This is a genomic window from Actinoallomurus acanthiterrae, assembly GCF_054775715.1.
Genome location: NZ_BAAHCO010000001.1, coordinates 8,592,500 through 8,612,954 on the forward strand (window position 1 = coordinate 8,592,500; position 20,455 = coordinate 8,612,954).

General features: G+C 71.7%; 20 protein-coding genes. 15 read left to right on the plus strand and 5 right to left on the minus strand.

The genetic code is table 11. The features are described 5' to 3' along the window. The first annotated feature begins 128 nt into the window (after positions 1–128). From ACYVF7_RS40465 to ACYVF7_RS40495, 7 genes are all read left to right on the plus strand, one after another. Positions 129–359, plus strand: a complete 231-nt coding sequence (locus tag ACYVF7_RS40465) for a hypothetical protein (RefSeq protein ID WP_460351224.1) — start codon at positions 129–131, stop codon at positions 357–359. Continuing rightward, positions 356–1,123 (plus strand): ABC transporter ATP-binding protein, encoded by a 768-nt coding sequence (locus ACYVF7_RS40470; protein WP_460351226.1) that lies wholly within the window; start codon positions 356–358, stop codon positions 1,121–1,123. Before ACYVF7_RS40465 ends, ACYVF7_RS40470 begins: the two co-directional genes overlap by 4 nt. Next, positions 1,123–3,666 (plus strand): FtsX-like permease family protein, encoded by a 2,544-nt coding sequence (locus ACYVF7_RS40475; protein WP_460351228.1) that lies wholly within the window; start codon positions 1,123–1,125, stop codon positions 3,664–3,666. The genes ACYVF7_RS40470 and ACYVF7_RS40475 overlap by 1 nt, the downstream gene beginning before the upstream one ends. Before the next feature lie 177 nt (positions 3,667–3,843). Next, a complete protein-coding gene (locus ACYVF7_RS40480; protein WP_460351230.1) occupies positions 3,844–5,490 on the plus strand; it encodes a long-chain fatty acid--CoA ligase in 1,647 nt (548 codons plus the stop codon). A 322-nt stretch (positions 5,491–5,812) separates the two neighbouring features. After that, on the plus strand, positions 5,813–6,604 hold the full coding sequence (locus ACYVF7_RS40485; protein ID WP_460351232.1) for an IclR family transcriptional regulator: 792 nt from the start codon (positions 5,813–5,815) through the stop codon (positions 6,602–6,604). Then, a complete protein-coding gene (locus ACYVF7_RS40490; RefSeq protein ID WP_460351234.1) occupies positions 6,601–7,545 on the plus strand; it encodes an aminotransferase class V-fold PLP-dependent enzyme in 945 nt (314 codons plus the stop codon). Before ACYVF7_RS40485 ends, ACYVF7_RS40490 begins: the two co-directional genes overlap by 4 nt. A 359-nt stretch (positions 7,546–7,904) precedes the next feature. Then, complete coding sequence (locus tag ACYVF7_RS40495) at positions 7,905–8,357, plus strand: cysteine dioxygenase (protein ID WP_460351236.1); 453 nt, start codon at positions 7,905–7,907, stop codon at positions 8,355–8,357. Positions 8,358–8,366: 9 nt separating this feature from the next. Here the strand turns inward: ACYVF7_RS40495 and ACYVF7_RS40500 are convergent, their stop codons facing one another. Both ACYVF7_RS40500 and ACYVF7_RS40505 read right to left on the minus strand, forming a co-directional pair. Then, a complete protein-coding gene (locus tag ACYVF7_RS40500; protein WP_460351238.1) occupies positions 8,367–8,990 on the minus strand; it encodes a nucleoside/nucleotide kinase family protein in 624 nt (207 codons plus the stop codon). After that, on the minus strand, positions 8,966–9,436 hold the full coding sequence (locus ACYVF7_RS40505) for an Lrp/AsnC family transcriptional regulator (RefSeq protein ID WP_460351240.1): 471 nt from the start codon (positions 9,434–9,436) through the stop codon (positions 8,966–8,968). Before ACYVF7_RS40505 ends, ACYVF7_RS40500 begins: the two co-directional genes overlap by 25 nt. Before the next feature lie 114 nt (positions 9,437–9,550). Between ACYVF7_RS40505 and ACYVF7_RS40510 the strand changes: the two genes are divergently transcribed. Both ACYVF7_RS40510 and kynU read left to right on the plus strand, forming a co-directional pair. After that, the gene (locus tag ACYVF7_RS40510; protein ID WP_460351242.1) at positions 9,551–10,396 is read left to right on the plus strand and encodes a tryptophan 2,3-dioxygenase; all 846 of its coding nucleotides are present in this window, start codon (positions 9,551–9,553) and stop codon (positions 10,394–10,396) included. Between the two features lie 13 nt (positions 10,397–10,409). After that, the gene (gene kynU, locus ACYVF7_RS40515) at positions 10,410–11,591 is read left to right on the plus strand and encodes a kynureninase (RefSeq protein WP_460351244.1); all 1,182 of its coding nucleotides are present in this window, start codon (positions 10,410–10,412) and stop codon (positions 11,589–11,591) included. Between the two features lie 542 nt (positions 11,592–12,133). On the opposite strand, the gene ACYVF7_RS40520 is transcribed toward kynU, so the two are convergent. Next, positions 12,134–12,373: a hypothetical protein gene (locus ACYVF7_RS40520; RefSeq protein WP_460351246.1), complete on the minus strand. Its 240-nt coding sequence runs from the start codon at positions 12,371–12,373 to the stop codon at positions 12,134–12,136. 249 nt (positions 12,374–12,622) lie between these two features. On the opposite strand from ACYVF7_RS40520, the gene ACYVF7_RS40525 reads away from it, so the two are divergent. Next, on the plus strand, positions 12,623–13,942 hold the full coding sequence (locus ACYVF7_RS40525; protein WP_460351248.1) for a methyltransferase: 1,320 nt from the start codon (positions 12,623–12,625) through the stop codon (positions 13,940–13,942). Positions 13,943–14,131: 189 nt separating this feature from the next. Here ACYVF7_RS40525 and ACYVF7_RS40530 read toward each other — a convergent pair whose 3' ends face one another. Next, positions 14,132–14,950, minus strand: coding sequence for a hypothetical protein (locus tag ACYVF7_RS40530; RefSeq protein ID WP_460351250.1), 819 nt, complete (start codon positions 14,948–14,950; stop codon positions 14,132–14,134). A gap of 677 nt (positions 14,951–15,627) precedes the next feature. Here ACYVF7_RS40530 and ACYVF7_RS40535 point away from each other — a divergent pair. Beyond that, a complete protein-coding gene (locus tag ACYVF7_RS40535) occupies positions 15,628–16,773 on the plus strand; it encodes a mechanosensitive ion channel family protein (protein ID WP_460351252.1) in 1,146 nt (381 codons plus the stop codon). Here the strand turns inward: ACYVF7_RS40535 and ACYVF7_RS40540 are convergent. After that, complete coding sequence (locus ACYVF7_RS40540) at positions 16,754–17,230, minus strand: MarR family winged helix-turn-helix transcriptional regulator (RefSeq protein WP_460351254.1); 477 nt, start codon at positions 17,228–17,230, stop codon at positions 16,754–16,756. The two genes, ACYVF7_RS40535 and ACYVF7_RS40540, sit on opposite strands and share 20 nt — an antisense overlap. Before the next feature lie 40 nt (positions 17,231–17,270). Between ACYVF7_RS40540 and ACYVF7_RS40545 the strand changes: the two genes are divergently transcribed. The 4 genes from ACYVF7_RS40545 to ACYVF7_RS40560 all read left to right on the plus strand — a co-directional run bounded on the left by ACYVF7_RS40545 (position 17,271) and on the right by ACYVF7_RS40560 (position 20,400). Then, a complete protein-coding gene (locus ACYVF7_RS40545; RefSeq protein ID WP_460351256.1) occupies positions 17,271–17,768 on the plus strand; it encodes a universal stress protein in 498 nt (165 codons plus the stop codon). A 133-nt stretch (positions 17,769–17,901) separates the two neighbouring features. Beyond that, the gene (locus tag ACYVF7_RS40550; RefSeq protein ID WP_460351258.1) at positions 17,902–18,915 is read left to right on the plus strand and encodes an alpha/beta hydrolase; all 1,014 of its coding nucleotides are present in this window, start codon (positions 17,902–17,904) and stop codon (positions 18,913–18,915) included. An 80-nt stretch (positions 18,916–18,995) separates the two neighbouring features. After that, on the plus strand, positions 18,996–20,015 hold the full coding sequence (locus ACYVF7_RS40555) for an SDR family oxidoreductase (RefSeq protein ID WP_460358380.1): 1,020 nt from the start codon (positions 18,996–18,998) through the stop codon (positions 20,013–20,015). Positions 20,016–20,064: 49 nt separating this feature from the next. Then, positions 20,065–20,400 carry a hypothetical protein gene (locus tag ACYVF7_RS40560; RefSeq protein ID WP_460351260.1) on the plus strand — a complete coding sequence of 112 codons (336 nt, stop codon included), beginning with the start codon at positions 20,065–20,067 and terminating at the stop codon, positions 20,398–20,400. Positions 20,401–20,455: the final 55 nt, after the last annotated feature.

The window sequence follows — 20,455 nt, forward strand, 5'->3', positions numbered from 1 at the left end:
GGTGGAACGCGGAAAGAGCGGGGGGAACGCGGAAAGAGTGGTGCCTGCTGTACCGCGATCGAGTAGTGCGCGGGATCGCCGCAGGTCAGCGCGGTCCGTAGCGTCATGGCCCTACCAAGGAGGAACCCATGACGAACGACCCCTACCGCATCGACCAGCACAGTGCCGCCGCCCCGGAACGGCACGGCATCGGCGCGCTGCGCACGACCCTCTGGACCGTCCTGGTGATCAGCGCCGCCGGGAACGCGGCGACCTCGACGGCCGGACTCCCCATTCCGGTGAGCCTGGCGTTCGGCGTCGTCACCGTCCTGTGCGTCGCCTGGCTGATCGCGGACCGGTTCCGCCGGGGCCGGGCATGAGGCGCCGCGGATCCGCCGACACCCGTCCCGCGCCGCCGGGACAGGTGATCGGCCTCGACAAGGTCACCAAGGTGCACCGCACGGGCACCGTGGAGGTGACCGCGCTCGACGACGTGTCGCTCACCGTCCCCCGAGGCAGGTTCCTCGCGGTGATGGGACCGTCCGGCTCGGGCAAGAGCACGCTGCTCCAGATCGCGGCGGGGCTGGACACCCCGACCTCGGGAACCGTGGTGATCGGGGACACCGACCTCGGCCGCCTCGACGAGGCCCGCCGCACGGTGCTGCGCCGGGACCGGATCGGCTTCGTGTTCCAGGGCTACAACCTGCTCCCCTCGCTGACCGTCGAGCAGAACATCACTCTCCCACTGCGGCTCGCCGGCCGCGCCCCGGACCAGGAGTGGATCCGCGCGCTGGTCGACCGCACCGGCCTGGACGGCACGCTGCACCGCCGCCCCTCCGAGATGTCCGGTGGGCAGCAGCAGCGGGTGGCGATCGTCCGGGCGCTGGCCGCCCGCCCCGACATCGTGTTCGCCGACGAGCCGACCGGGGCGCTGGACGTCCGCAGCTCCGGGCACGTCCTCACGCTCCTGCGCCAGATCGTGGACGAGCTCGGCCAGACCATCGTGATGGTGACGCACGACCCGGCCGCCGCGGCCCGCGCCCACGAAGTCCTGATCATGGCCGACGGGCGGATCGTCGACGTGATCGGCGACCCCACGGCCCAGGTGCTCGCGGGCCGGCTGAGCTCGCTGGGGGACCGCTGATGTTCCGGATCTCCCTCCTGCTCGCCCGCGGCCGGCTCGGGGCGCTCGTCGCGATCGTGTGCGCGGTCCTGGGCGGGACCGCCTTCATCACGGCCACCGGCGTGCTGGCCGAGTCGGGGCTGCGCTCCCACATCCCGGTCGAGCGCCTCGCCGACGCGGACGTCGTCGTCTCCGGCCGGCAGTCGGTCGACCAGGACGAGGACCTGGCCGAGCCGCTGCCGGAGCGTGCGGTGATCCCCGCGCGCCTCGTTCATCTGCTGGCCGGGCTGCCCGGGGTCGCCTCCTCCGTCGGCGACGTGAGCCTGCCCGCCGCCGTCGTCGGGCGCGGGGGCGCCGTCGTCGCCGGGGATCCTCGGACGGCGGGGCACGGCTGGTCGTCCAGGACGCTGCCGGGGCCCGGTGCCGTGCGAGGGGCTCCTCCGGCCCGCCCGGGGGAGGTGGCGCTCGACGCCGTCACCGCCGCGCGGGCCGGAGTCTCCCCCGGTGAACGGGTGACGGTCGTGGCCGCCGGCCTGCGGGGCGAGTACCGGGTGTCCGCCGTCGTCGGCGGGCGGCCCGGGGTCTATTTCGCCGACGCCACGGCGGCCCACTTGGCCGGCCGGGACGCCGGGCCGAAGCGCGCGACGGTCGATCTCGTGGCGCTCCGCGCCGCCCCCGGCACGGATGTCGGCGATCTGGCCACGCGCGTCCGCCAGGCCCTGCGGGCCGACGGCCAGGGCGACCTCACGGTGGCGACGGGCGCCACGCGCGGTGACGTCGAGGAGCCCGGCGCGGCGACGGCCCGCACGCTGCTGTTCATGCTCGCGGGCTCGATCTCGGGGGTCGTCCTGATGATCGTCGGGTTCGTCGTCGCCGGCGCGCTGTCCATATCGATCGCCGGGCAGCGCCGCGACCTCGCCCTCATGCGCGCCGTGGGCGCCACACCACGCCAGGTCCGCCGCCTCATCGCCAATCAGACCGGCGCCGTCGCGTTGCTCCCCCTCCCGTTCGGCGTGGCGCTCGGCTATCTCCTCGCCGGCCGGTTCGGCGACCTGCTGGCCACGCACGGCGTGCTGCCGGACCGCCTGCCGCTCGCCTGGAGCCCCCTGCCGGGCCTCGCGGCCGCCCTGCTCCTGTCCGCCGCGGTCCGCGTCTCGGCGCTGAGCGCCGCGTTCCGTACCTCGCGGATGTCGGCGACCGAGGCCGTCGCCGAGTCACGGACCGACCCGCGGACGCCGTCGGTCGTACGCACCCGGATCGGGCTGCTGCTCATCGTCGGCGCGATGGTGGCCTCGGCTGTTCCCCTGCTGCTCCGAACCGCCGAGGCCACCGTCGCCACCGGCTCGGCGAGCATCCTGGCGGTCATCGGCCTCGGCCTCGCCGGTCCGTACCTCGTCCGGAACGGCAGCGGCGCGCTGCTGGGGCGGCTGCCGCGCCGTACGTCGCCGACGACCTGGCTCGCGGTCAGCAACGGCCACGGCTACGCGGTCCGGGTCGGCGGGGCGGTCACGGCGCTCGGCATGGCCGTCGCCTTCACGCTGAGCTACGCGCTCACCCAGACGACGCTGATGGCCGCCACCGACCACCAGGCCAGGGTGTCCACGCGCGCCGACGTCACCGTCACCGCGCCCGGCCTCGGCGGAGTCCCCACGCGGCTGGCCGACGAGGTCCGTACGACCCCCGGCGTCGCCGCCGCCGTGCCGGTGGCCACGACGACCGTGCTGTGGCCGTACCGCGACGACGGAAAGAAGATGGTCGCGTCGTACCGGACGCTCGTGACCGGGTCCGACGCGGCGGGCATGCTGGACCTCGGGCTCCGCGACGGCGCGCTGAGCGACCTCACCGGCGCCGCCATCGCGATCAGCAGGACCACCGCCTTCGCCCGCGACGCCAAGGTCGGGGACCACGTCACCGTGACCCTCGGCGACGGGACCACGGCCGTCGTACGGGTCGTCGCCACGTACGACCGGAGCCTGGGCTTCGGAGACGTCGTCGCCTCGCGCGGCCTGGTCGCCGGACACACCACGACCGGCCTGGCCGACAAGGTACTCGTCCGCGCCGTCCCGGGCCGGGGGCCGGAGGTAAGGCGAGCCCTCGCCGCGCTCGCCGCGCACGAGCCGGGCGCGCAGGCCGCGGACCCCGACGGCGTCGGGAAGACGCCGACGCCACCGGAGGTCTGGGTGAACGTCGTCGTGCTCGCCGTCCTGCTGGGCTACGTTCTGCTGGCGGTCGCCAACCGGCTGGCGGCCTCGGCCGCACAGCGCCGCGACGAGTTCACCTCGCTCCGGCTCGTCGGGGCCACCCCACGGCAGATCGTCGCGATGGTGCGCCGCGAGGCCGCGCTGATCTCCGTCGCCGCCGTCGGCGCCGGGATCGCGCTGTCGGCGATCCCGCTGGCCCTGCTGGGCACCGGCTTCCTCGGCCACCCGTGGGCCGCGGGACCGGTCTGGCTCCTGCCGGCGATCGCCGGCCTCGTCGCGGCGATCGCCTGGCTCGCCAGCGAGCTCCCGGCCCGAGCCGCGCTACGAGCGTCGCCCGCGGCCGTCCTCGCCCAGCGCTCCTGACCGCCGCGCGGTGCGCCGACCCCGGCCACCGGCTCACCGCGCGGCCGGTCCACTCCGACGCCCGGTCCGGCCCGGCCGCCGGTTCATCGCGCGGCGCCGTTCGTCGCGGACCGTCCTTTAAGGGACATCGTTGACGGGTCGGAGGTGGGACTTCTACTCTGCTACCGACCGGTCGGTATGTACGTCGAAAGGGCCGCGATGATCGCCAGCACGATGCAGGAATTCCCCCTCACGGTCTCCGCGATCCTGCGGCACGGGGCCCGCGTGTACGGCGGCAGCGAGTGCGTGACCTGGACCGGTGGTGAGCCGCGCCGGGCGTCGTACCGGCAGGTCGCCGAGAACGCCGAACGGCTCGCCGCCGCCCTGGCCCGGCTGGGCGTCGGCGCGGGCGACCGCGTTGCGACGTTCTGCTGGAACAACCAGGAGCACCTCGAGGCGTACTTCGCCGTCCCGGGGATGGGCGCGGTGCTGCACACGCTGAACATCCGGCTGTTCCCCGACCAGCTCGCCCACATCGTCGAGCACGCCGAGGACCGGGTCATCATCGTCGACGATTCCCTGGTGCCGCTGCTCGCCCGCGTGGCCGACCGGCTGCCCACCGTGGAGGCGTTCATCGTCGTCGGCGACGGCGACGCGTCCGCCCTCGGCGCGGCGCGCGTGCTGCGCTTCCACGAGCTGCTGGCCGCCGAGGAGCCCGGGTTCGACTGGCCCGAGCTCGACGAGCGGTCCGCCGCGTCGATGTGCTACACGAGCGGCACGACGGGCGACCCGAAGGGCGTCGTCTACTCCCAGCGCTCGACCTTCCTGCACGCCCTGGCGGCGACGTCGGCGTCGCTGCTGGGCGTCACCGAGAAGGACCGCGTGCTCGCGATCGTCCCGATGTTCCACGTCAACGCGTGGGGCCTGCCGTACGCCGCGTTCCTGTCCGGGGCGACGCTCCACATGCCCGGGCCGTTCCTCCAGCCCGAGCACCTGACCGCCTTCATCGCGGCCGAGCGCAGCACCGTCTCCTCGGCGGTGCCGACGATCTGGAGCGCGATCCTCAACTACGGCGCCGCCCACGAGATCGACCTGTCGTCGCTGCGGACGGGCACCTCCGGCGGCGCCGCCGCGCCCCGCGCGCTGCTGGAGGCCTTCGAGGAGCGGTACGGCCTGCGGATCATCCAGGGCTGGGGCATGACCGAGACCAGCCCGCTCGGCGGCATGGCCTTCCCCCCACCCGGTGTGGAGCCGGGCACCCCGGAGGACGTCGACTGGCGCCTGAAGTCGGGCCGTGTCACGGCCGGCGTGGAGATGCGGATCGTCGACGCGCTGGGCGAGGAGCTGCCCTGGGACGGCACGTCCGTGGGCGAGATCGAGGTGCGCGGGCCGTGGATCACCGGCTCGTACCACCGCGATCCCGCCCCGGAGAAGTTCCACGACGGCTGGCTGCGGACCGGCGACATCGGCACGGTCGACGACCGGGGCTTCTTCCAGATCACCGACCGGGCCAAGGACGTCATCAAGTCCGGCGGCGAGTGGATCTCCTCCGTCGAGCTGGAGAACCACCTGGTCTCCCACCCCGCGGTCCTCGAGGCCGCGGTGATCGGCATCCCCGACCCGCGCTGGGACGAGCGCCCGCTCGCCTTCGTCGTCACCCGCGACGGCCGCTCCGTGACCGCGGCCGAACTCGCCGAGTTCCTGGCCGGCAAGGTCGCACGCTGGCAGGTTCCGGAGAACTGGGCGTTCGTCGAGGAGATCCCCAAGACGACGGTCGGCAAGTTCGACAAGAAGCCGCTGCGGGCCCGCTACCGCGCCGACGAGGTCAAGATCGAACGGCTCTGAAGCCAGCGAAAATACCACTTACCGGTTACCTTTCAGCTGATCGACGCCAAGTAGCGGCGAGGTCGCCCTCGCTCGCCGCGCCCCTGCGGCTCGTCGATCGGCTCGGACACCTGCGCGCGGGCGAAGGGATCGGCCGACATGGCGCGGACGATTTTCCGGGATAGCCGGAATCTGGCGGTGGATACCTGGAACGGGCCGTGTCACGTGTCTAGCGTGTCGACGACCGTTCCAGGAAAGAGGCGTAGATGCTCAGCCGCTCCGACCCGACCAGGATGGCCGCTCCGATCGGGAGGTACCCCCACATCGCCACGGTGTCGCGGCCATGACGGCCGCCGCCGGCGTGGCCGACCCTCGTGAGCTGCGGACGCTCACGCGGGGTCTGGCCGTCCTCGAAGAGGTCGTGGGCGCCGAGGGACGGGCGACCGCGAAGTCGCTCGCGCACAAGCTCGGGCTCAGCCAGAGCACCTGTTATCAGATGCTCAAGACCTTGGAGCTGACCGGCTACGTCGTGCGTACTCCGGCCGGTTTCTACGAGGTGGGGCCGAGCATCTCGACGATGTTCCGCCGCCTGCGGATGACGTTGACCCTTGAGCCGCGGGTCTCGCGCGCCCTTCATGCGCTGCGGGACGAGACCGGTGACACCGCCTACGCCTGTGTGCTGCGCGGCAGCGGCATCGCGCTCCAGGAGATCGCCGAAGGGCGCGGCGCACTCGTGGTGCGGATGCTGCAGCCGGGCACGCGCGACAACCTCCACGCCCGAGCTTCGTGCCGGGCCATCCTGTCCCGGCTGCCGGAGGTCGAGCGTCGCCGTATCCTGCCGGCCCGTTCACTGCCGAGACTCACCGAGCACACCGTCACCCGGCGTACGGAGCTGCGGAGGATCCTCGAGACGGCGCTGGCCAAGGGATACGCGGTGGAACGCCAGGAGTTCGAGGAGGGCGTCGGCTGCGTGTCCGCGCCGTTCTTCGACCTGGCCGGCGCGGTGGCCGGGTCGCTGACCGTCGCGATGCCCGTGGCCCGCCTGGACGCCAACGAGGCGAGCATCGCCCGGATGGTGATGTCCCATGCCGCCGAGGCCGGCCACCCCGCGGCCCGACCGGAGCCGCGGCCGTGACCGCCCCGATGACCCCGGACCGGTTCCGGGCGCTCTTCCCCGCCCTGTCCGACCGGGTGTGGCTCGACACTCCGGCGAGCCCTCCTGGCCCGCTGCCGGTGACCGCCGCGCTCACCGAGGCGATCACTTCCTGGCAGGCCGGCCGGTTCGGCGCGGCGGAATGGGAGGGCGCGGCGCCGGCGGCCAGGCTCGCCTTCGCCCGTTATCTCGGCGTGCCCGCCACCGATGTCGCGCTGATGGGTTCGGTCGCGGAGGCCGCGGCCACGGTCGCCACGTCGCTGCCGCCCGCCGGACGGACCGTCGTCGTCGGTGATGAGGAGTTTCGCAGCAACCTGTTTCCCTGGCTCACGCTGGAGGCCAGGGGCTACCGGATCCTCCAGGTGCCCACCGGGCCCGGCGGCCGTACCGAGTCGCTCCTGACCGCCATCGACGACGCCACCGCGCTGGTCGCCGTCAGCCACGTACTGTCCATCGACGGCGAGCGGGTCGACCTGGCCCGCCTGCGGTCCGCCACCGACGCGGTGGGCGCACGCCTGTTCGTGGACGCCACCCAGTCCCTCGGCGTACTCCGCCCGGACCTGGCCGCGGTACGTCCGGACTATCTCGCCGTACACGGGTACAAGTGGCTGCTCTGCCCACGCGGGGCCGCCTGGCTGGTCACCCCGCACCACGACGAGCTACGGCCCTTGCTGCCGAGCTGGAAATCGACCGCGGACGGCGGCTACTTCGGCGGCCCGTTGCACCCTGCCGCGGGCGCGGCTCGCTGCGACGCCTCACCGGCCTGGCTCTCCTGGGTCGGCGCCGTGGCGGCCATCGAGCTGTGCTCGAGCCTTCCGGCGGAGACCGTCGAACGACACTGCCTCACGCTGGCCTGCGCGTTCCGGGACGGCGCCCAGGCCGCCGGAGCGGCCCCGGTCGGCGCCGGCCCAGCCACATCGTGACGGTACGGGTCACGGACCCGGATGGAGTGCGCGACCGGCTCCGGTCGCACCGGGTGCACGCGCTGGTGACCGGGGACCGCCTCCAGCCGGCTTCCACTACTTCAACAACGACGATGACGTGGCCGCCGTGCTGCGCGCCCTGGCGGGTTGACGATCGCCGCACGAGAACGGCAGGGGAAGGCTTTCGAACCATCCAGATTGACTTACTAGGGAATTGCCGCCATGCTCGTCCAATGCACTCCGAGGTTCAACGTTGGCTGAACCTGCCCGTCGATCTGCGACGGCAGGCGAGCGCGCTGTGTACCACGCCCGTACCCGCGTGAACCGAAGGGCCTCAGAGTGAACAGGAGCAGCAGCACATGGCCGCGAGCACTTCCGCGCCCACCCAGACCCGCCTGGCCGACATCGCCCGGCGGTTGGCGACCACCCCCGACGAATGGATCCACCGCGTACGCCTGAGCACCGAGGAACGCTGGTACGAGCGCCTCCACCAGGACGACGATCACGAGATCTGGCTGCTCAGCTGGATGCCGGGCCAGTCGACCGGCTTCCACGACCACGGAGGGTCCCGGGGCGCCTTCGCCGTCGCCCTCGGGGGCCTGCGCGAACACGACCTGGCCGTCGAACGCGACCTCGCGCCCGGCGACTTCCGGGAGTTCGGGCCGGACTACATCCATTCGGTGACCAACGTCTCGACCGCCCCGGCGGTCAGCGTCCACGTGTACTCTCCCCGGCTCACGGTGATGAACCGCTACGACCTCACCGGCGGCGGCCTGGTCAAGCTGGTCGAGGAGCGCGCGGACGACTGGTGACACGCGCCGTCACCGGGCCGCTCCCGGCCGGCGTTCGAACCGCAGTACGCCGGGACCTGACGGGTCCGGCGCCGCGTCGGTTCGTACGACGGCGTCGGCGCGGTCCCACGTCGCCTCGCGTTCGAGCATCGCGTCCTCCTGCGCCGCCCAGCGATCCCAGTGCGGCCGGTACACGTCGCCGTCGCGGTCCAGCGCGCGTTGCCGGCGGGTCCGGTCCGCCGCCTCCAGCCACACCAGCACGCTCGCGTGGCGGGCGGCACGGCGTGCTCCGGCGCCGACGCCTTCCACGATGAGCAGCCCCGGCGGCGACAGCTCGATCGGATCGCCCCACGCCTGGTCGATCCAGTCGTAGCGCGGGACGTGTGCGGCGCGCCCGGCGGCGAGCGGCTCGAGCACCTCCGAGACCAGCAGGTCGACGCCGTGCTCCAGGCCGTCCCAGCCGCCGTAGAGGCCCTCGAGACCGACCACGGGGGCGTCCAGTTCCTCCCGGAGTAGGGCGGCCACGGTCGACTTGCCCGAACCGGACCGCCCGTCGATCGCGATGACGCGGGTACGGCCGGCCCGCGGTGGGGCCGCCCGCAGCAGGGCGCCGAGTTCCCGTATCACCGTCAGGCGGGGGTGAGCGGTCGCCACGGGATCGGGGTGGACAGGACCATCGCCGAGCTCGTCTCGCCGTGGGACGCGAGGCGCACCAGGATGCGCTCGAGCTCGGCGACCGAGGTGGTGGCGACCAGGACCATGGAGCACACGTCCCCGGTGAGCCGGGACACCTCGAGGACCTCGGGGATGTCGTCGAGCAGCTCCGGGTGCACGGTGATGCAGCGGGCGCCGTAGCACTTCATCCGGACCTGGGCGACGACGGCGAACCCGGCCGCCGCCGGATCGACCCGGGCGTGGTAGCCGGTGATCACGCCGGTCTCCTCCAGGCGGCGCACCCGCTGGGCGACCGTCGGGGCGGACAGGTGGACCCTGCGGGCGAGCTCGTTGAACGACAGCCGCGCGTCCTCCTGGAGCGCCCCGAGAAGGGCCCAGTCGACGGCGTCGAGGTCGGGTTTCACGCTCGTAAGCCTAACCGCCATATTCAGTGACGATCGTAAAGAATCACCGTCTCAGGGTTCCCCGTCGCCCCTGTGGTCTCGGGGTCGGGCCGCGCAGAATGGATTTCGTCCACAACGTGATGAAGGAGGTCAAAGGTGACGTCCGAAGCATCGTCCGGCTGCCCGATACTGCACGCCGATGAGCCGAAGCTCGACTTCGGCGGCACCACGCCGTACGAAGACTATGTGCACGCGTCCACCCTGCACGCGCTCCAGAGGCCGGTCACCGACGAGCCTCTGGAGATGTCGTTCCTCGTGGTCACCCAGGTGATGGAGCTCTACTTCGGCCTGCTGGTCTTCGACCTGAGGAACGCCCGCGACCGGCTGCGGGCCGACGACGTCCGTGGAGGCGTCGCCGCACTGCGCCGCTGCACCACGCACCTGAAGGCGCTGCGCGCCGCGTGGCTGCCGATCGCACGGATGACTCCGCGGGAGTTCAACGCGTTCCGCGACGCCCTCGGGGAGGGATCCGGGTTCCAGTCGGCGGCGTACCGGCACGTGGAGTTCCTGCTCGGCGAGAAGTCCGCGTCGATGCTCGTGCCGCACCGGTCGGTCCCCGCCCAGCATGCCGAGCTGACCCAGGCGCTCGGCGAGCCGGGCGTGTACGACGCGGCCCTCGCGCTGCTGGCGCGCCGGGGCCACTCCGTACCGGACGAGGTGCTCGAGCGCGACCTCACGCAGGCGTACAGCCCCCACTCCGCCGTGGAAGAGGTCTGGGCCAAGATCTACGCCACCGACGCCGGTGAGGCGACCCGGCTCGGGGAGGCACTGACCGACGTCGCCGAGGAGTTCACCGGCTGGCGGCACGACCACCTGATGGCCACCCGCCGGGCGATGGGCGCCAAGGCGGGCACCGGGGGCTCCGCCGGAGTGGCCTGGCTGGAGAAGCGAGTGAGCAGGGATATCTTCCCGGAGCTGTGGACCGCCCGTTCCCACGTCTGAAGGATCGCCGCTGATGGACCTGATCGACCGCGCCGCAGAGCTCGACGCCGCAGATCCTCTGGCGCGGCTGCGCGCCGAGTTCGACCTGCCGCCCGGCACCGTCTACCTCGACGGCAACTCCCTCGGCGCCCCGCTCCGGCGCGTCGCCGACCACGTGGGGAGGGTCGTCCGCGAGCAGTGGGGCGGGCGGCTGATCCGATCGTGGTCGGAGGGCTGGTGGGAGGCGCCCCGGCGGGTCGGCGAGCGGATCGCCCCGCTGGTCGGGGCCGCCCCCGGCCAGGTCGTCGTCGCCGACTCGACGAGCGTGAACATCTTCAAGGCCCTCGTGGCCACCGTACGGCTCGCGCCCGGGCGGCGGGAGATCCTCGTCGACGCCGCGACGTTCCCCACCGACGGGTACATCGCGGCTTCGGTCGCCGAGCTCACCGGCACGGAGCTGCGGGCGGTGCACGTCGACGACCTGCCGGCGGCGCTCGGCGAGCGCACCGCCGTGGCGCTGCTCAACCACGTGGACTACCGGACGGGCCGGCTGCACGACATGGCGGCCGTGACGGAGCTGGTCCACGCGGCCGGCGCCCGCGTCGTCTGGGACCTGTGCCACAGCGTCGGCGTGCTCCCGATCGAGCTGGACGCGCTCGGCGTCGACCTCGCGGTCGGCTGCACGTACAAGTTCCTGAACGGCGGCCCCGGCGCGCCGGCCTTCATCTACGTGCGCCGTGACCTGCAGGAGTCGCTCGACCAGCCGCTGTCCGGCTGGGGTGGTCACCGCGAACCGTTCGCCATGGCCCCGGACTACGTCCCGGCCGAGGGCGTCGAGCGGGCCCGCTGCGGCACCCCCGACATCCTGTCCCTGCTCGCCCTGGAGTCGGCCCTGGAGGTCTGGGACGGCGTGGCCCTGGCCGACGTCCGCGCCAAGGGCCTGTCCCTGACGGGCTTCTTCATCGAGTGCGTCGACGAACTGCTCCCGGCCGGCGCGGTGGAGGTGGTGACGCCTCGCGACGAGCGGCGCGGCCACCAGGTGTCCCTCCGTCACGAGGCCGCCGAGGCCGTCATGACGGAGCTGATCAAGCGCGAGGTCATCGGCGACTTCCGCGCCCCCGACGTCCTTCGCTTCGGCTTCGCGCCGCTCTACGTCACCCACACCGACGCACACCACGCCGCGCGGCTCCTCGCCGACATCCTCGCGACGGCCTGACCCGCGGTCACCGCCGATCCCACATCGCAGAGCTCCCCCGAGCCCTGCAGGTGTCGGAGACCGACCTCGTAGGCGGACCTCTCGGCACGGATCCAGTGCAGTCCGCTCCCCACACCTATGTTCCGCCGCTCCGGGTCGCCGTGGAGTCGAACGGCATCAGCCTCGGTCAGCACGAAATGGCCCCGCTCCCTGGCCTTGATGGGCAGAAGAGCGGGGCCGTCGCGTCGTCATCCAACGGCTCACCGTGGCGTGTCCAGTTCCGGCCGCCAGATGATCGACCGGCAGCTCAGGGCTCCCGAACCCCGCAGGCCGCGGCTTCCCCAGTAGTCGGCGACCGAAGAAGGAACTCCCGAATCGGTGCGCGGCCCCAGGCCCATATGGAACGATGATCATCGTCGATGATTCCGACGATGGAGTTCTCACGGAATCACCGCTGCGGCGACCGATACGGAGACACTCGTCGGACACGGGTTCAATAAGCCACCGAACTGCGCACGGCATGACGCGTCCTGACTATAGACGGTAAGTAACCGGCTCGACAATCAGGTAAGTATCCAGCGATTCGGGAGAATGTCATGGAAACATTCAAAGGCGAGCATTCCATTGATGAAGCCGGGGTGACCGGCGATATGCCCCTCGAGGACATCGATGCCGGACGCATCCGACGGGTCATGGACTTCACCCGGTCGTTGAGCGCCGGCAAGCTGCTCGCCGAGATCCTGCCCAGTGGCACGCCCGCACACGTCGCCGCGGAGATCGCGCGGCACTGCCGCGTCGCGCACGGCTCGGTCATGGTGTTCCCGTCCGGGCCGAGCGCACTCGCCGCCCCACTGACCGGCATTGGGCTGAACCTCGGGGTGCCGCGGCCGAGCACCGTCGTACGCGAAAGGGTGGCCCGCCGATATGGCATTCCCGCGGCGGACCTACAGGTCCAGATCGTACATGCCGCCTTTTCCGATGATGAACCAGGCGATGTCGGTGAAATCGAGATATTCCTTTGCCCAGTGGGGTCAGGTGAGAGATTTCAACGGATGCTGGACGACGAACGCCGGGCCAACCATGAAACACATTTCGCAATCGACGTCGCCGCGCCCGAACCACACCTGACGGAACGGCTGTGGGAGCTACTCACCGGCCCTGCGGGAATGGCGCCCGACGGCGGCGGATTCAACCCTTATGAAGGCCCGGCGGGCCGCACCGTCCTGTACTTCCGCACCGAGGGTCTCGTCGCGCCCCAGGGATGGCCGCGCAGGCTGGAGCTGCTCGTCGACGGCCATCACGATCTGCTGGCCACCCACCTGCGGTCGTCGGAACCGTCTCGTCCGGCCCGCACCGTGCCGGAGCCGCCCGCCGACGAGGAGTCGACGCGGCGGATGCTGGACCTGCTGACCGGTGCGTGGACCACCCAGGCCCTGTGCGCGGCCGCGGAGCTCGGCATCGCCGACCACCTGAAGTCACACCCGGCGACCAGCGCCGAGCTCGCCACGCTGACGAACGCCGACCCCGACCTGTTGCACCGGGTACTCCGGTACCTGGAGTCACTGAGCGTCGTGCGCCGGGACGACGGGCGGTGGAGCCTGACCGGGCTCGGCATGACACTGCGGACCGGAGCACTCCGCGACGTCGCCCGGCTGTACGGCGGGATCTTCTACCGCAGCTTCGGCTCCCTCTCGCATTCCGTCCGCACGGGCGAGAACGCCTTCGAGCACGCCCTGGGCATGCCGCCGTTCGACTACCTGAACGAGCATCCTGACCAGGCAAGCGTCTTCCACGGCGCCATGGCGGCCGGGTCGACGTGGTTCAGCGGCGTCCCCAAGGTGATCGACTTCACCGACGCGGGAACCGTCGTCGACGTCGCAGGCGGCCACGGCGACCTGCTCCGCCACATCCTCATGGCGGCTTCCGCCACCCGGGGCGTGCTGTTCGACCAGCCCGCGGTGGTCGACGCGGCCCGCGAGGAGCTCGAGAAGGACGACCTGCTCGACCGGTGCGAGGTCATCGGCGGCGACTTCACCGAGCGGGTGCCGGAGGGCGGCGACGTCTACTTGCTCTCCCGCATCCTCCACGACTGGGACGACGAACAGTGCCTGAAGATCCTGGCGAACTGCCGCCGGGCCATGTCGGAGACCGCACGGCTGGTCATCATCGAACGCCCCATCCCGACGGACGGCACACCGTCCCTGGCCATCGCCTGGGACGTACACATGGCCGTCAACAACATCGGCGGGCGGGAACGCACCTACGAGGAGTACCGCCGGCTGCTGCGCGTCGCCGGTTTTCACCTGGTCGACACCCGGCCGCTCGCCCTCGACATGGCGGCCCTGACCGCTGTTCCGGCCGGCGGCTCATGACCGGGACGGCCGGGATGTGGCCGCACGCGTGATCGAACCGGCGCGGACCGGCGCACGCGCGGTGTCCGCGTTCACGTTCTGGTGCCGGCTCGGCGAGAAACGGGTGCCCGGGACGAACTTGGTCCGGCAAGTCCGCCCCGGGCGGTACCGAGGGCGCGGGTCCCGCCACCGAGGGCGGGCCGCGCCCGGCTATTTGTGCCGCAGGATCGTCTTCGGCAGGTTGAAGGGCAGCCGGTTCTTGGCGGGCTTGGACCGCGCCTTCTTGCGCAGAGCGGGGTACAGGTCGGTGTAGACCTTGCTCGCGAGGTAGGTCCGCATGCTCGCCGTGTTCTGGCCGGAGGCGGCGGGCAGGCCGCCGCGGAAGTTCACGACCGGGGTGAGGAGGCCGCAGCCGTCCGCCCCCGGGACGCTGTAGGCGTTGTCGTTCAGGGTCAGGCCGACGATGTCGCCGTCGTACGGGGTGAGGCTCGTCGGGTCCACCGTCGTGTTCAGTTTGATGGGCGTCTTCTTCGTGCCGATGTAGCACGTGCTGCCCAGCAGCGCGTTGATCAGCTTGATGCGCAGGTCGATGGTGGAGTGCAGGTTGCCGCTGTCGTCGACGGACAGCCCGAAGTTCCCGACGTACTTCGGCAGGGCCTGCAGCTTGATGCCGGGCGTGTTCTCGGTGCCGGGGATGCCGAGCGCCCCGCCGGGCACCGTCATCGCCTTGGCGGTGACGGTGACGATCTGGACCTGCTTGCCGGCGCGGTCGGGGCCGCTGGCCACGCTGATCGTCATGTGCTCGGTGAGCGGCTGGGTGATGCCGCCGAGCTTCATGGATCCACCGCCGACGACGAAGATGTTGCACCACCATTGGGCCGGGTCGGCGCCGACCGGAAGCCGGTCGGGGCACGACGTGAAGTCGACCTTGACCGGGGAGGGGTCGGCGTGGGCGGCGGGGGCGGTCAGGGCGAGCACGATGGGGGCGGCGGTGGCCGTGGCCAGGATGCGGCGCGTGATCGACTTCATCCAGTACCTCTCAGGTGGTGGCATGGTGCAGCCGCGGTCGAGATGCGCCACCGCCCTCGGTGAAGGCGGTCGCCGAGCGGGGTCTTACGGTGCACGGCGCAGGTCGTCGGGGCTCCGGTGCGGGGGATCCGCCGGCCGGACGAACCCCCGGTCGAACCGGTGACCAAGATCTAAAACGGTGAACCCCACCAGGTCAACCGGCCAGTAGCGATCTTGGCCGTACCTGGCCAGCCGCCGATCGGACGGCGGGATGAGCGCTGCGTGACCACCCAAGTGCGACATTCCGTAAAAAAGCCGCCTACCAGGCTTTTCACCAGAAAAGCCCGCAATGTCCCCACGCGCCAACGCCGGGCTCACTACGCTCGATCTTGTCAGCGGCGACGCGATGCGGCCTTTGCCCGACATCGAGAGTGTCCTGTCAGGACACGGCACGGGCGGCCGCCACGAACACGCCCCTGCCCGGCGAATGCCACCGCACCCGGTGCGGCATTCGCGGGATTCCCGGCCTGGCCGCCCGCGCGAAGCGGGCTCTCCGGCCAGGCCGTCAGCCCGAGAAGGAGGAATCGAATGATGACGTCCGGCTGCGTACGGCCGGCGACAGAGTACGGCGGTCCCCCGGCCGCCGACTGGTGCCATTCCACGAGATCACACGACCGGCTCCCGGCGGGAGGGCGCCGGTGAGCGAGCCGTTGGACTGGCAGCGACTCGTCGTGGCGGTGGCCGTGACCATCGCCGCGGTAACGGCGGGCTTCGGCCTGCGCACTCTCCTGGGCTGGCTCACCCGCCGGGCGGTGAAGACCCGCTGGACCTGGGACGACCTGTTCTTCAAGCTGCTGCGCGACCTCGCGGTGGTGCCCTGCACGGTCCTCGGCCTGTGGGTCTCGGTGCTGATCCTGCACCTCAAACCGGGCATCCGGACGACGTCGGGCCGCGTCCTGGTCGCCGTCCTCATCCTGACGATCTCCATCGCGATCGCGCGTTTCGCCGCCGGTGTCGTCTCCTCGATCGCGCTGGCCAGGTCGGGCGTCGCGCAGTCGGCGACGATCTTCGTCAACATCGTCCGGGTCGTGGTCGTCGGGATCGGCGCCCTCATCCTCCTGCAGAGCCTCGGGGTCTCCATCACCCCGCTGCTGACCGCACTGGGCGTCGGCGGACTGGCGGTCGCGCTGGCCCTCCAGGACACGCTCGCCAACCTCTTCGCCGGGGTGCACATCCTGGCGTCGCGGAAGGTCCAGCCCGGCGACTTCGTACGGCTGGACAGCGGCCAGGAGGGCTACATCATCGACATCAACTGGCGGAACACGACGATCCGCCAGCTGCCCGACAACCTGGTCGTGGTCCCGAACTCACGGTTCGCCGACGCGATCGTGACGAACTACCACCGGCCGGCGCAGGACATGTCGATCTCCGTGAAGGTGGTCATCGGCTACCACAGCGACCTGGAACACGTCGAGAAGGTCACCCTCGACGTCGCCCAGGAGGTGATGGCCACCGTGGACGGCGGAATGACGGACTACGAGCCCTCCGTCCGGTTCAACACGATGGGCGAGTCGAGCATCGGATTCTCGGTCAACCTGCGGACCCGGGAGTTCACCGACCAGTACCTCGTCGTCCACGAGTTCATCAAGCGGCTGCACCGCAGGTACCGCGACGAGGGGATCGACATCCCGTTCCCCCAGGGCAGCCTCATCCTCGCCGCGCCGGCTCGGTCCGCTGACGGCGAGACGGCCGGGAACCGGGTTCACACGAGCCGGCCGGTGACGAGCGACGGAATCGGCCTCAGACAAACCGGTCGGATCGGGTTCAGACGAGCCGGTCGGTGACGGCCGACAGCCGGCGGACGAGGGACACGGCGTGTTCGCGTTCGTCGGCGGCGAGGGACTCCCAGATCTCGGCGAAGCGGCCGACGAGGTCCCGTCGCTTCTCCTCCAGCACGGCCCGCCCCGCGGCGGTCAGAGTGAGGCACATGCTCCGGCCGTCGCGGGCGTGCGGGGCCCGCGCGACCATTCCCCTGCGTTCGAGCGCCGTCAGGGCGCGAGTGACCGTCGGCTGGGCCAGCCCGGCCTGCTCCGCGACCGCCGACACCCCGCGGTCCCCCACGACGGAGATCGCCCCCAGGACCACGAGCTGCGGCACGGAGATGGCGTCTCCCGGAACATTGTTGGCGGCGCCCCCCGTACGCCGTGCCGCGCGTAGCAGATCCAGTACCGCGTCGACGAAATCGTCGAAAAGGTCCTCCGATTCGTCACTTCTGGTCGCCACATCACCCCGATCGGTCATCTATATAGCGTACTATGGAGTCCGAGTGAGGAGCAGGCCCATGGACGAGTCATTCACCCCGGGCTCCGATGGCCCCGCCCGGGACGCACGGCACCGGCCCCTGTTCGTCGTGGGCGTGGACGGATCGGACTCCGGCCGCGCCGCGCTCTCCCAGGCCGCGGACGAGGCCGCCGGCACCGGCGCGCAGATCCTCTGCGTGCACGTTCGCCCGCAACCGAGTCTCTGCGAGCTGACGGCGCTCGTCGCCCCCGGCGCGGCGCTGATCAGCCGTGACTGCCGAGATCTCATGGAGATGCAGGCCTGGCTCGACTCCGTCCAGATCCTCGATCCGACCGGTCTGCCCTGGGAGTTCGCCGTCCTCAGCGGCCGGCCCGACAAGCGCCTGCGCGAGGTGATGATCGCCCGGCACGGCGACGCGCTGTTCGTCGGGCAGTCCCTCCGCCCCGGCCGGTGGTCCCGGCTGTTCCACCGCTGCCCTGCGCGCCGGCTCGCCCGGTCCCAGGAGTACTCCGTCCACCTCGCCACCACCGCGCCCTGACCGATCCGCGTTTTGTGCGCCGGTGCCAATCGCCGCGCCGTTTTCGTGCGTCCCATGCGCAGCGAACGCCCCCCGATTCCGCCAAGGTGATGACTCCTCGGATTGATCATCACGCCCGCGGGTGCGGAGAGCGGTGGGGCATCGCATGGTCGGTGGCGGTTTCACGCGCGGATTCACCGGCGTCCTCCTGACGGTGGTCGCCTCGGTGGGCGTCCTGCCCGGTACGGCCGGCGCGGCCGTGAAACGGGTCACCGCCGACGACGGCGCGAAGATCACCGCTGAGCACTGGATCGACGCCCGTACCGTCGACCTCACGGTCTCCTCCCCTGCGTTGGGGGCGTCGGTGCCGGTCCGGGTCATCGTGCCGCGGGGCTGGTCGCGCTCGGCGAAGAAGTCCTGGCCGGTCGTGTACGCCTATCACGGGGGCCGGGACACGTACCTGTCGTGGACCCGGAGCACCGACATCGCGAAGGTCGCCGCCTCGTGGGACGTGATGGTCGTGATGCCCGACACCGGGTGGGCGGGCTGGTTCACCGACTGGTGGAACGGCGGCAAGCGCGGCACGCCGAAGTGGGAGACCTTCCACACCTCCGAACTCCTCCAGCTGATGCAGCGCGGCTACCACGCGGGCACGCGGCGCGCCACGATGGGCGTGTCCTCCAGCGGATACGGAGCGGTCAAGTACGCCGCCCGCCACCCGGGCATGTTCAAGTACGCCGTCTCGCTCAGCGGCGTCCTGCACCTCACGCAGACCGGCGTGCCGGCCCTCGTCATGTTCGAGGCGAGCGAGAAGTACGACCCGTTCCGGATCTGGGGCGTCCCCGGCATCGACGACAAGAACTGGAAGGCGAACGACCCGTACGTCCTCGCGGCGAAGCTCAAGGGGACCGGGCTCTACCTCGCCAGCGGCCTCACCGGGCTGCCCGGCCCGAACGACCCGACCGGCGGCAAGGAGCCGGTGGAGCTCCAGGAGGTCGTCTGCGGGGCGACGACGGTCTCGCTCGTGAACCGCCTCCGCAAACTGCACATCCCCGTCACCGCGCACATCTACCAGAAGGGCTACCACGACTGGTCGACGTGGCAGCCGGAGATGCACACCGCGTGGCCGCTGATGATGAAGGCCCTCAAGGCAAAGAAACTGGGCTGAACCGGGGCACCCGTTAGCCCGCGAGCCTCCCGGGTAGGGGCGGAACACCGCTTCCAACGCTACGAGGGGTTGATCGCATGATGACGGAGCGCACCAGACCCCGCGTCGTCGTGGTGACCGGGGCGAGCGGGGGCATCGGCAGGGCGACGGCGCGGTTGTTCGGCGGGCAGGGCGCCAAGGTGGCCCTGCTGGCACGAGGTGAGACGGGCCTGCGGGCCGCCGCCGAGGAGATCCGTACGGCCGGCGGGGAGGCGCTGCCGATCCCCACGGACGTGGCCGACTGGGAGCAGGTCCGCGCCGCCGCCGAGCGCACCGAGGATGAGCTCGGGCCGATCGACGTGTGGGTGAACGTCGCGTTCAGCTCGGTGTTCGCCGAGTTCAAGGACATCGACCCGGCGGAGTTCAAGCGGACCACCGAGGTGACCTACCTGGGCTTCGTGTACGGGACCAGGGCCGCGCTCGACCGGATGCTGCCGCGCGACCGGGGGGTGATCGTGCAGACCGGGTCGGCGCTGGCCAAGCGCGGCATCCCGCTGCAGTCGGCGTACTGCGGCGCCAAGCACGCCATCCAGGGCTTCCACGAGTCGCTGCGCACCGAGCTGCTGCACCGGCACAGCAACGTCAAGGTGACCATGGTGCACATGCCCGCGGTGAACACCCCGCAGTTCGACTGGGTGGAGAACAAGCTGCCCCACCACGCGCAGCCGGTGCCGCCGATCTACCAGCCGGAAGTGGCCGCGCGGGCCCTGGTGTACGCGGCCGACCACCCGCGGCGGCGGGAGTACTGGGTGGGCGGCAGCACGGTGGCGACCCTGCTGGCCAACCGGATCGCCCCGGGGCTGCTCGACCGCTACCTCGCGCGCTCCGGGTACGACTCCCAGCAGACCGATCAGACGCGCGACCCGAACCAGCCGGCGAACCTGTGGAAGCCGGCCGACGGCCCCGACGGCCGCGACTTCGGCGCCCACGGGAGCTTCGACGACAAGGCCCACGCGCGCAGTGTCCAGACGTGGGCCGCGGAGCACCGGGGCCTGCTGGCCACCGGCGCGGGCGCCGCGCTCGGCCTGACCGGTCTGGGTCTGCTGCGGACGGGGCGATGAGGGGACAACCGATCGCACGCCTGACCTGGGGCGTGCCGGGGACGGGCCGGTGAGAGGGCAGCCGATCGCGCGACTGACCTGGGGCGTGCTGCTGACGACGGCACCGGGCGTGGTCCTGGAGACGATCACGCGCCGACCCTCCACGCCCTCCCAGCGCTGGGTGCTGCGCGTGCTGGGGAGCCGGCACGCCGCGCAGGCCGTGGTCGACCTCGCCCGGCCGACGCCGACCGTGCTGCGGCTGGGCGCCGCCGTCGACCTGCTGCACGCGGCGACCTGCGCGGGCGCGGTGGCGTTCCTGCCCGTGTGGCGGCGCCCGGCCGCCTTGGACGGGGTCGGCGCGCTGGCCCTCGCGGCGGGCGCGCTGGCCCAGGCCCGGACGAAGTGACGCCTCAGCCGGGTCACGCCGCGTGCGGGGTGACGCCTCAGCCGTTCCGTAGGGC

What these genes read in the sequence shown, in the direction of transcription:
- ACYVF7_RS40545 (WP_460351256.1), top strand. Translation starts at nt 17,271, where the DNA reads ATGGACGAGTCATTCACCCCGGGCTCCGATGGCCCCGCCCGGGACGCA.
- ACYVF7_RS40475 (WP_460351228.1), top strand. Translation starts at nt 1,123, where the DNA reads ATGTTCCGGATCTCCCTCCTGCTCGCCCGCGGCCGGCTCGGGGCGCTC.
- ACYVF7_RS40480 (WP_460351230.1), top strand. Translation starts at nt 3,844, where the DNA reads ATGTACGTCGAAAGGGCCGCGATGATCGCCAGCACGATGCAGGAATTC.
- ACYVF7_RS40505 (WP_460351240.1), bottom strand. Translation starts at nt 9,436, where the DNA reads ATGGCGGTTAGGCTTACGAGCGTGAAACCCGACCTCGACGCCGTCGAC.
- ACYVF7_RS40485 (WP_460351232.1), top strand. Translation starts at nt 5,813, where the DNA reads ATGACGGCCGCCGCCGGCGTGGCCGACCCTCGTGAGCTGCGGACGCTC.
- ACYVF7_RS40465 (WP_460351224.1), top strand. Translation starts at nt 129, where the DNA reads ATGACGAACGACCCCTACCGCATCGACCAGCACAGTGCCGCCGCCCCG.
- ACYVF7_RS40495 (WP_460351236.1), top strand. Translation starts at nt 7,905, where the DNA reads ATGGCCGCGAGCACTTCCGCGCCCACCCAGACCCGCCTGGCCGACATC.
- ACYVF7_RS40530 (WP_460351250.1), bottom strand. Translation starts at nt 14,950, where the DNA reads ATGAAGTCGATCACGCGCCGCATCCTGGCCACGGCCACCGCCGCCCCC.
- kynU (WP_460351244.1), top strand. Translation starts at nt 10,410, where the DNA reads ATGGACCTGATCGACCGCGCCGCAGAGCTCGACGCCGCAGATCCTCTG.
- ACYVF7_RS40555 (WP_460358380.1), top strand. Translation starts at nt 18,996, where the DNA reads ATGACGGAGCGCACCAGACCCCGCGTCGTCGTGGTGACCGGGGCGAGC.
- ACYVF7_RS40540 (WP_460351254.1), bottom strand. Translation starts at nt 17,230, where the DNA reads ATGACCGATCGGGGTGATGTGGCGACCAGAAGTGACGAATCGGAGGAC.
- ACYVF7_RS40470 (WP_460351226.1), top strand. Translation starts at nt 356, where the DNA reads ATGAGGCGCCGCGGATCCGCCGACACCCGTCCCGCGCCGCCGGGACAG.
- ACYVF7_RS40525 (WP_460351248.1), top strand. Translation starts at nt 12,623, where the DNA reads ATGCTGGACGACGAACGCCGGGCCAACCATGAAACACATTTCGCAATC.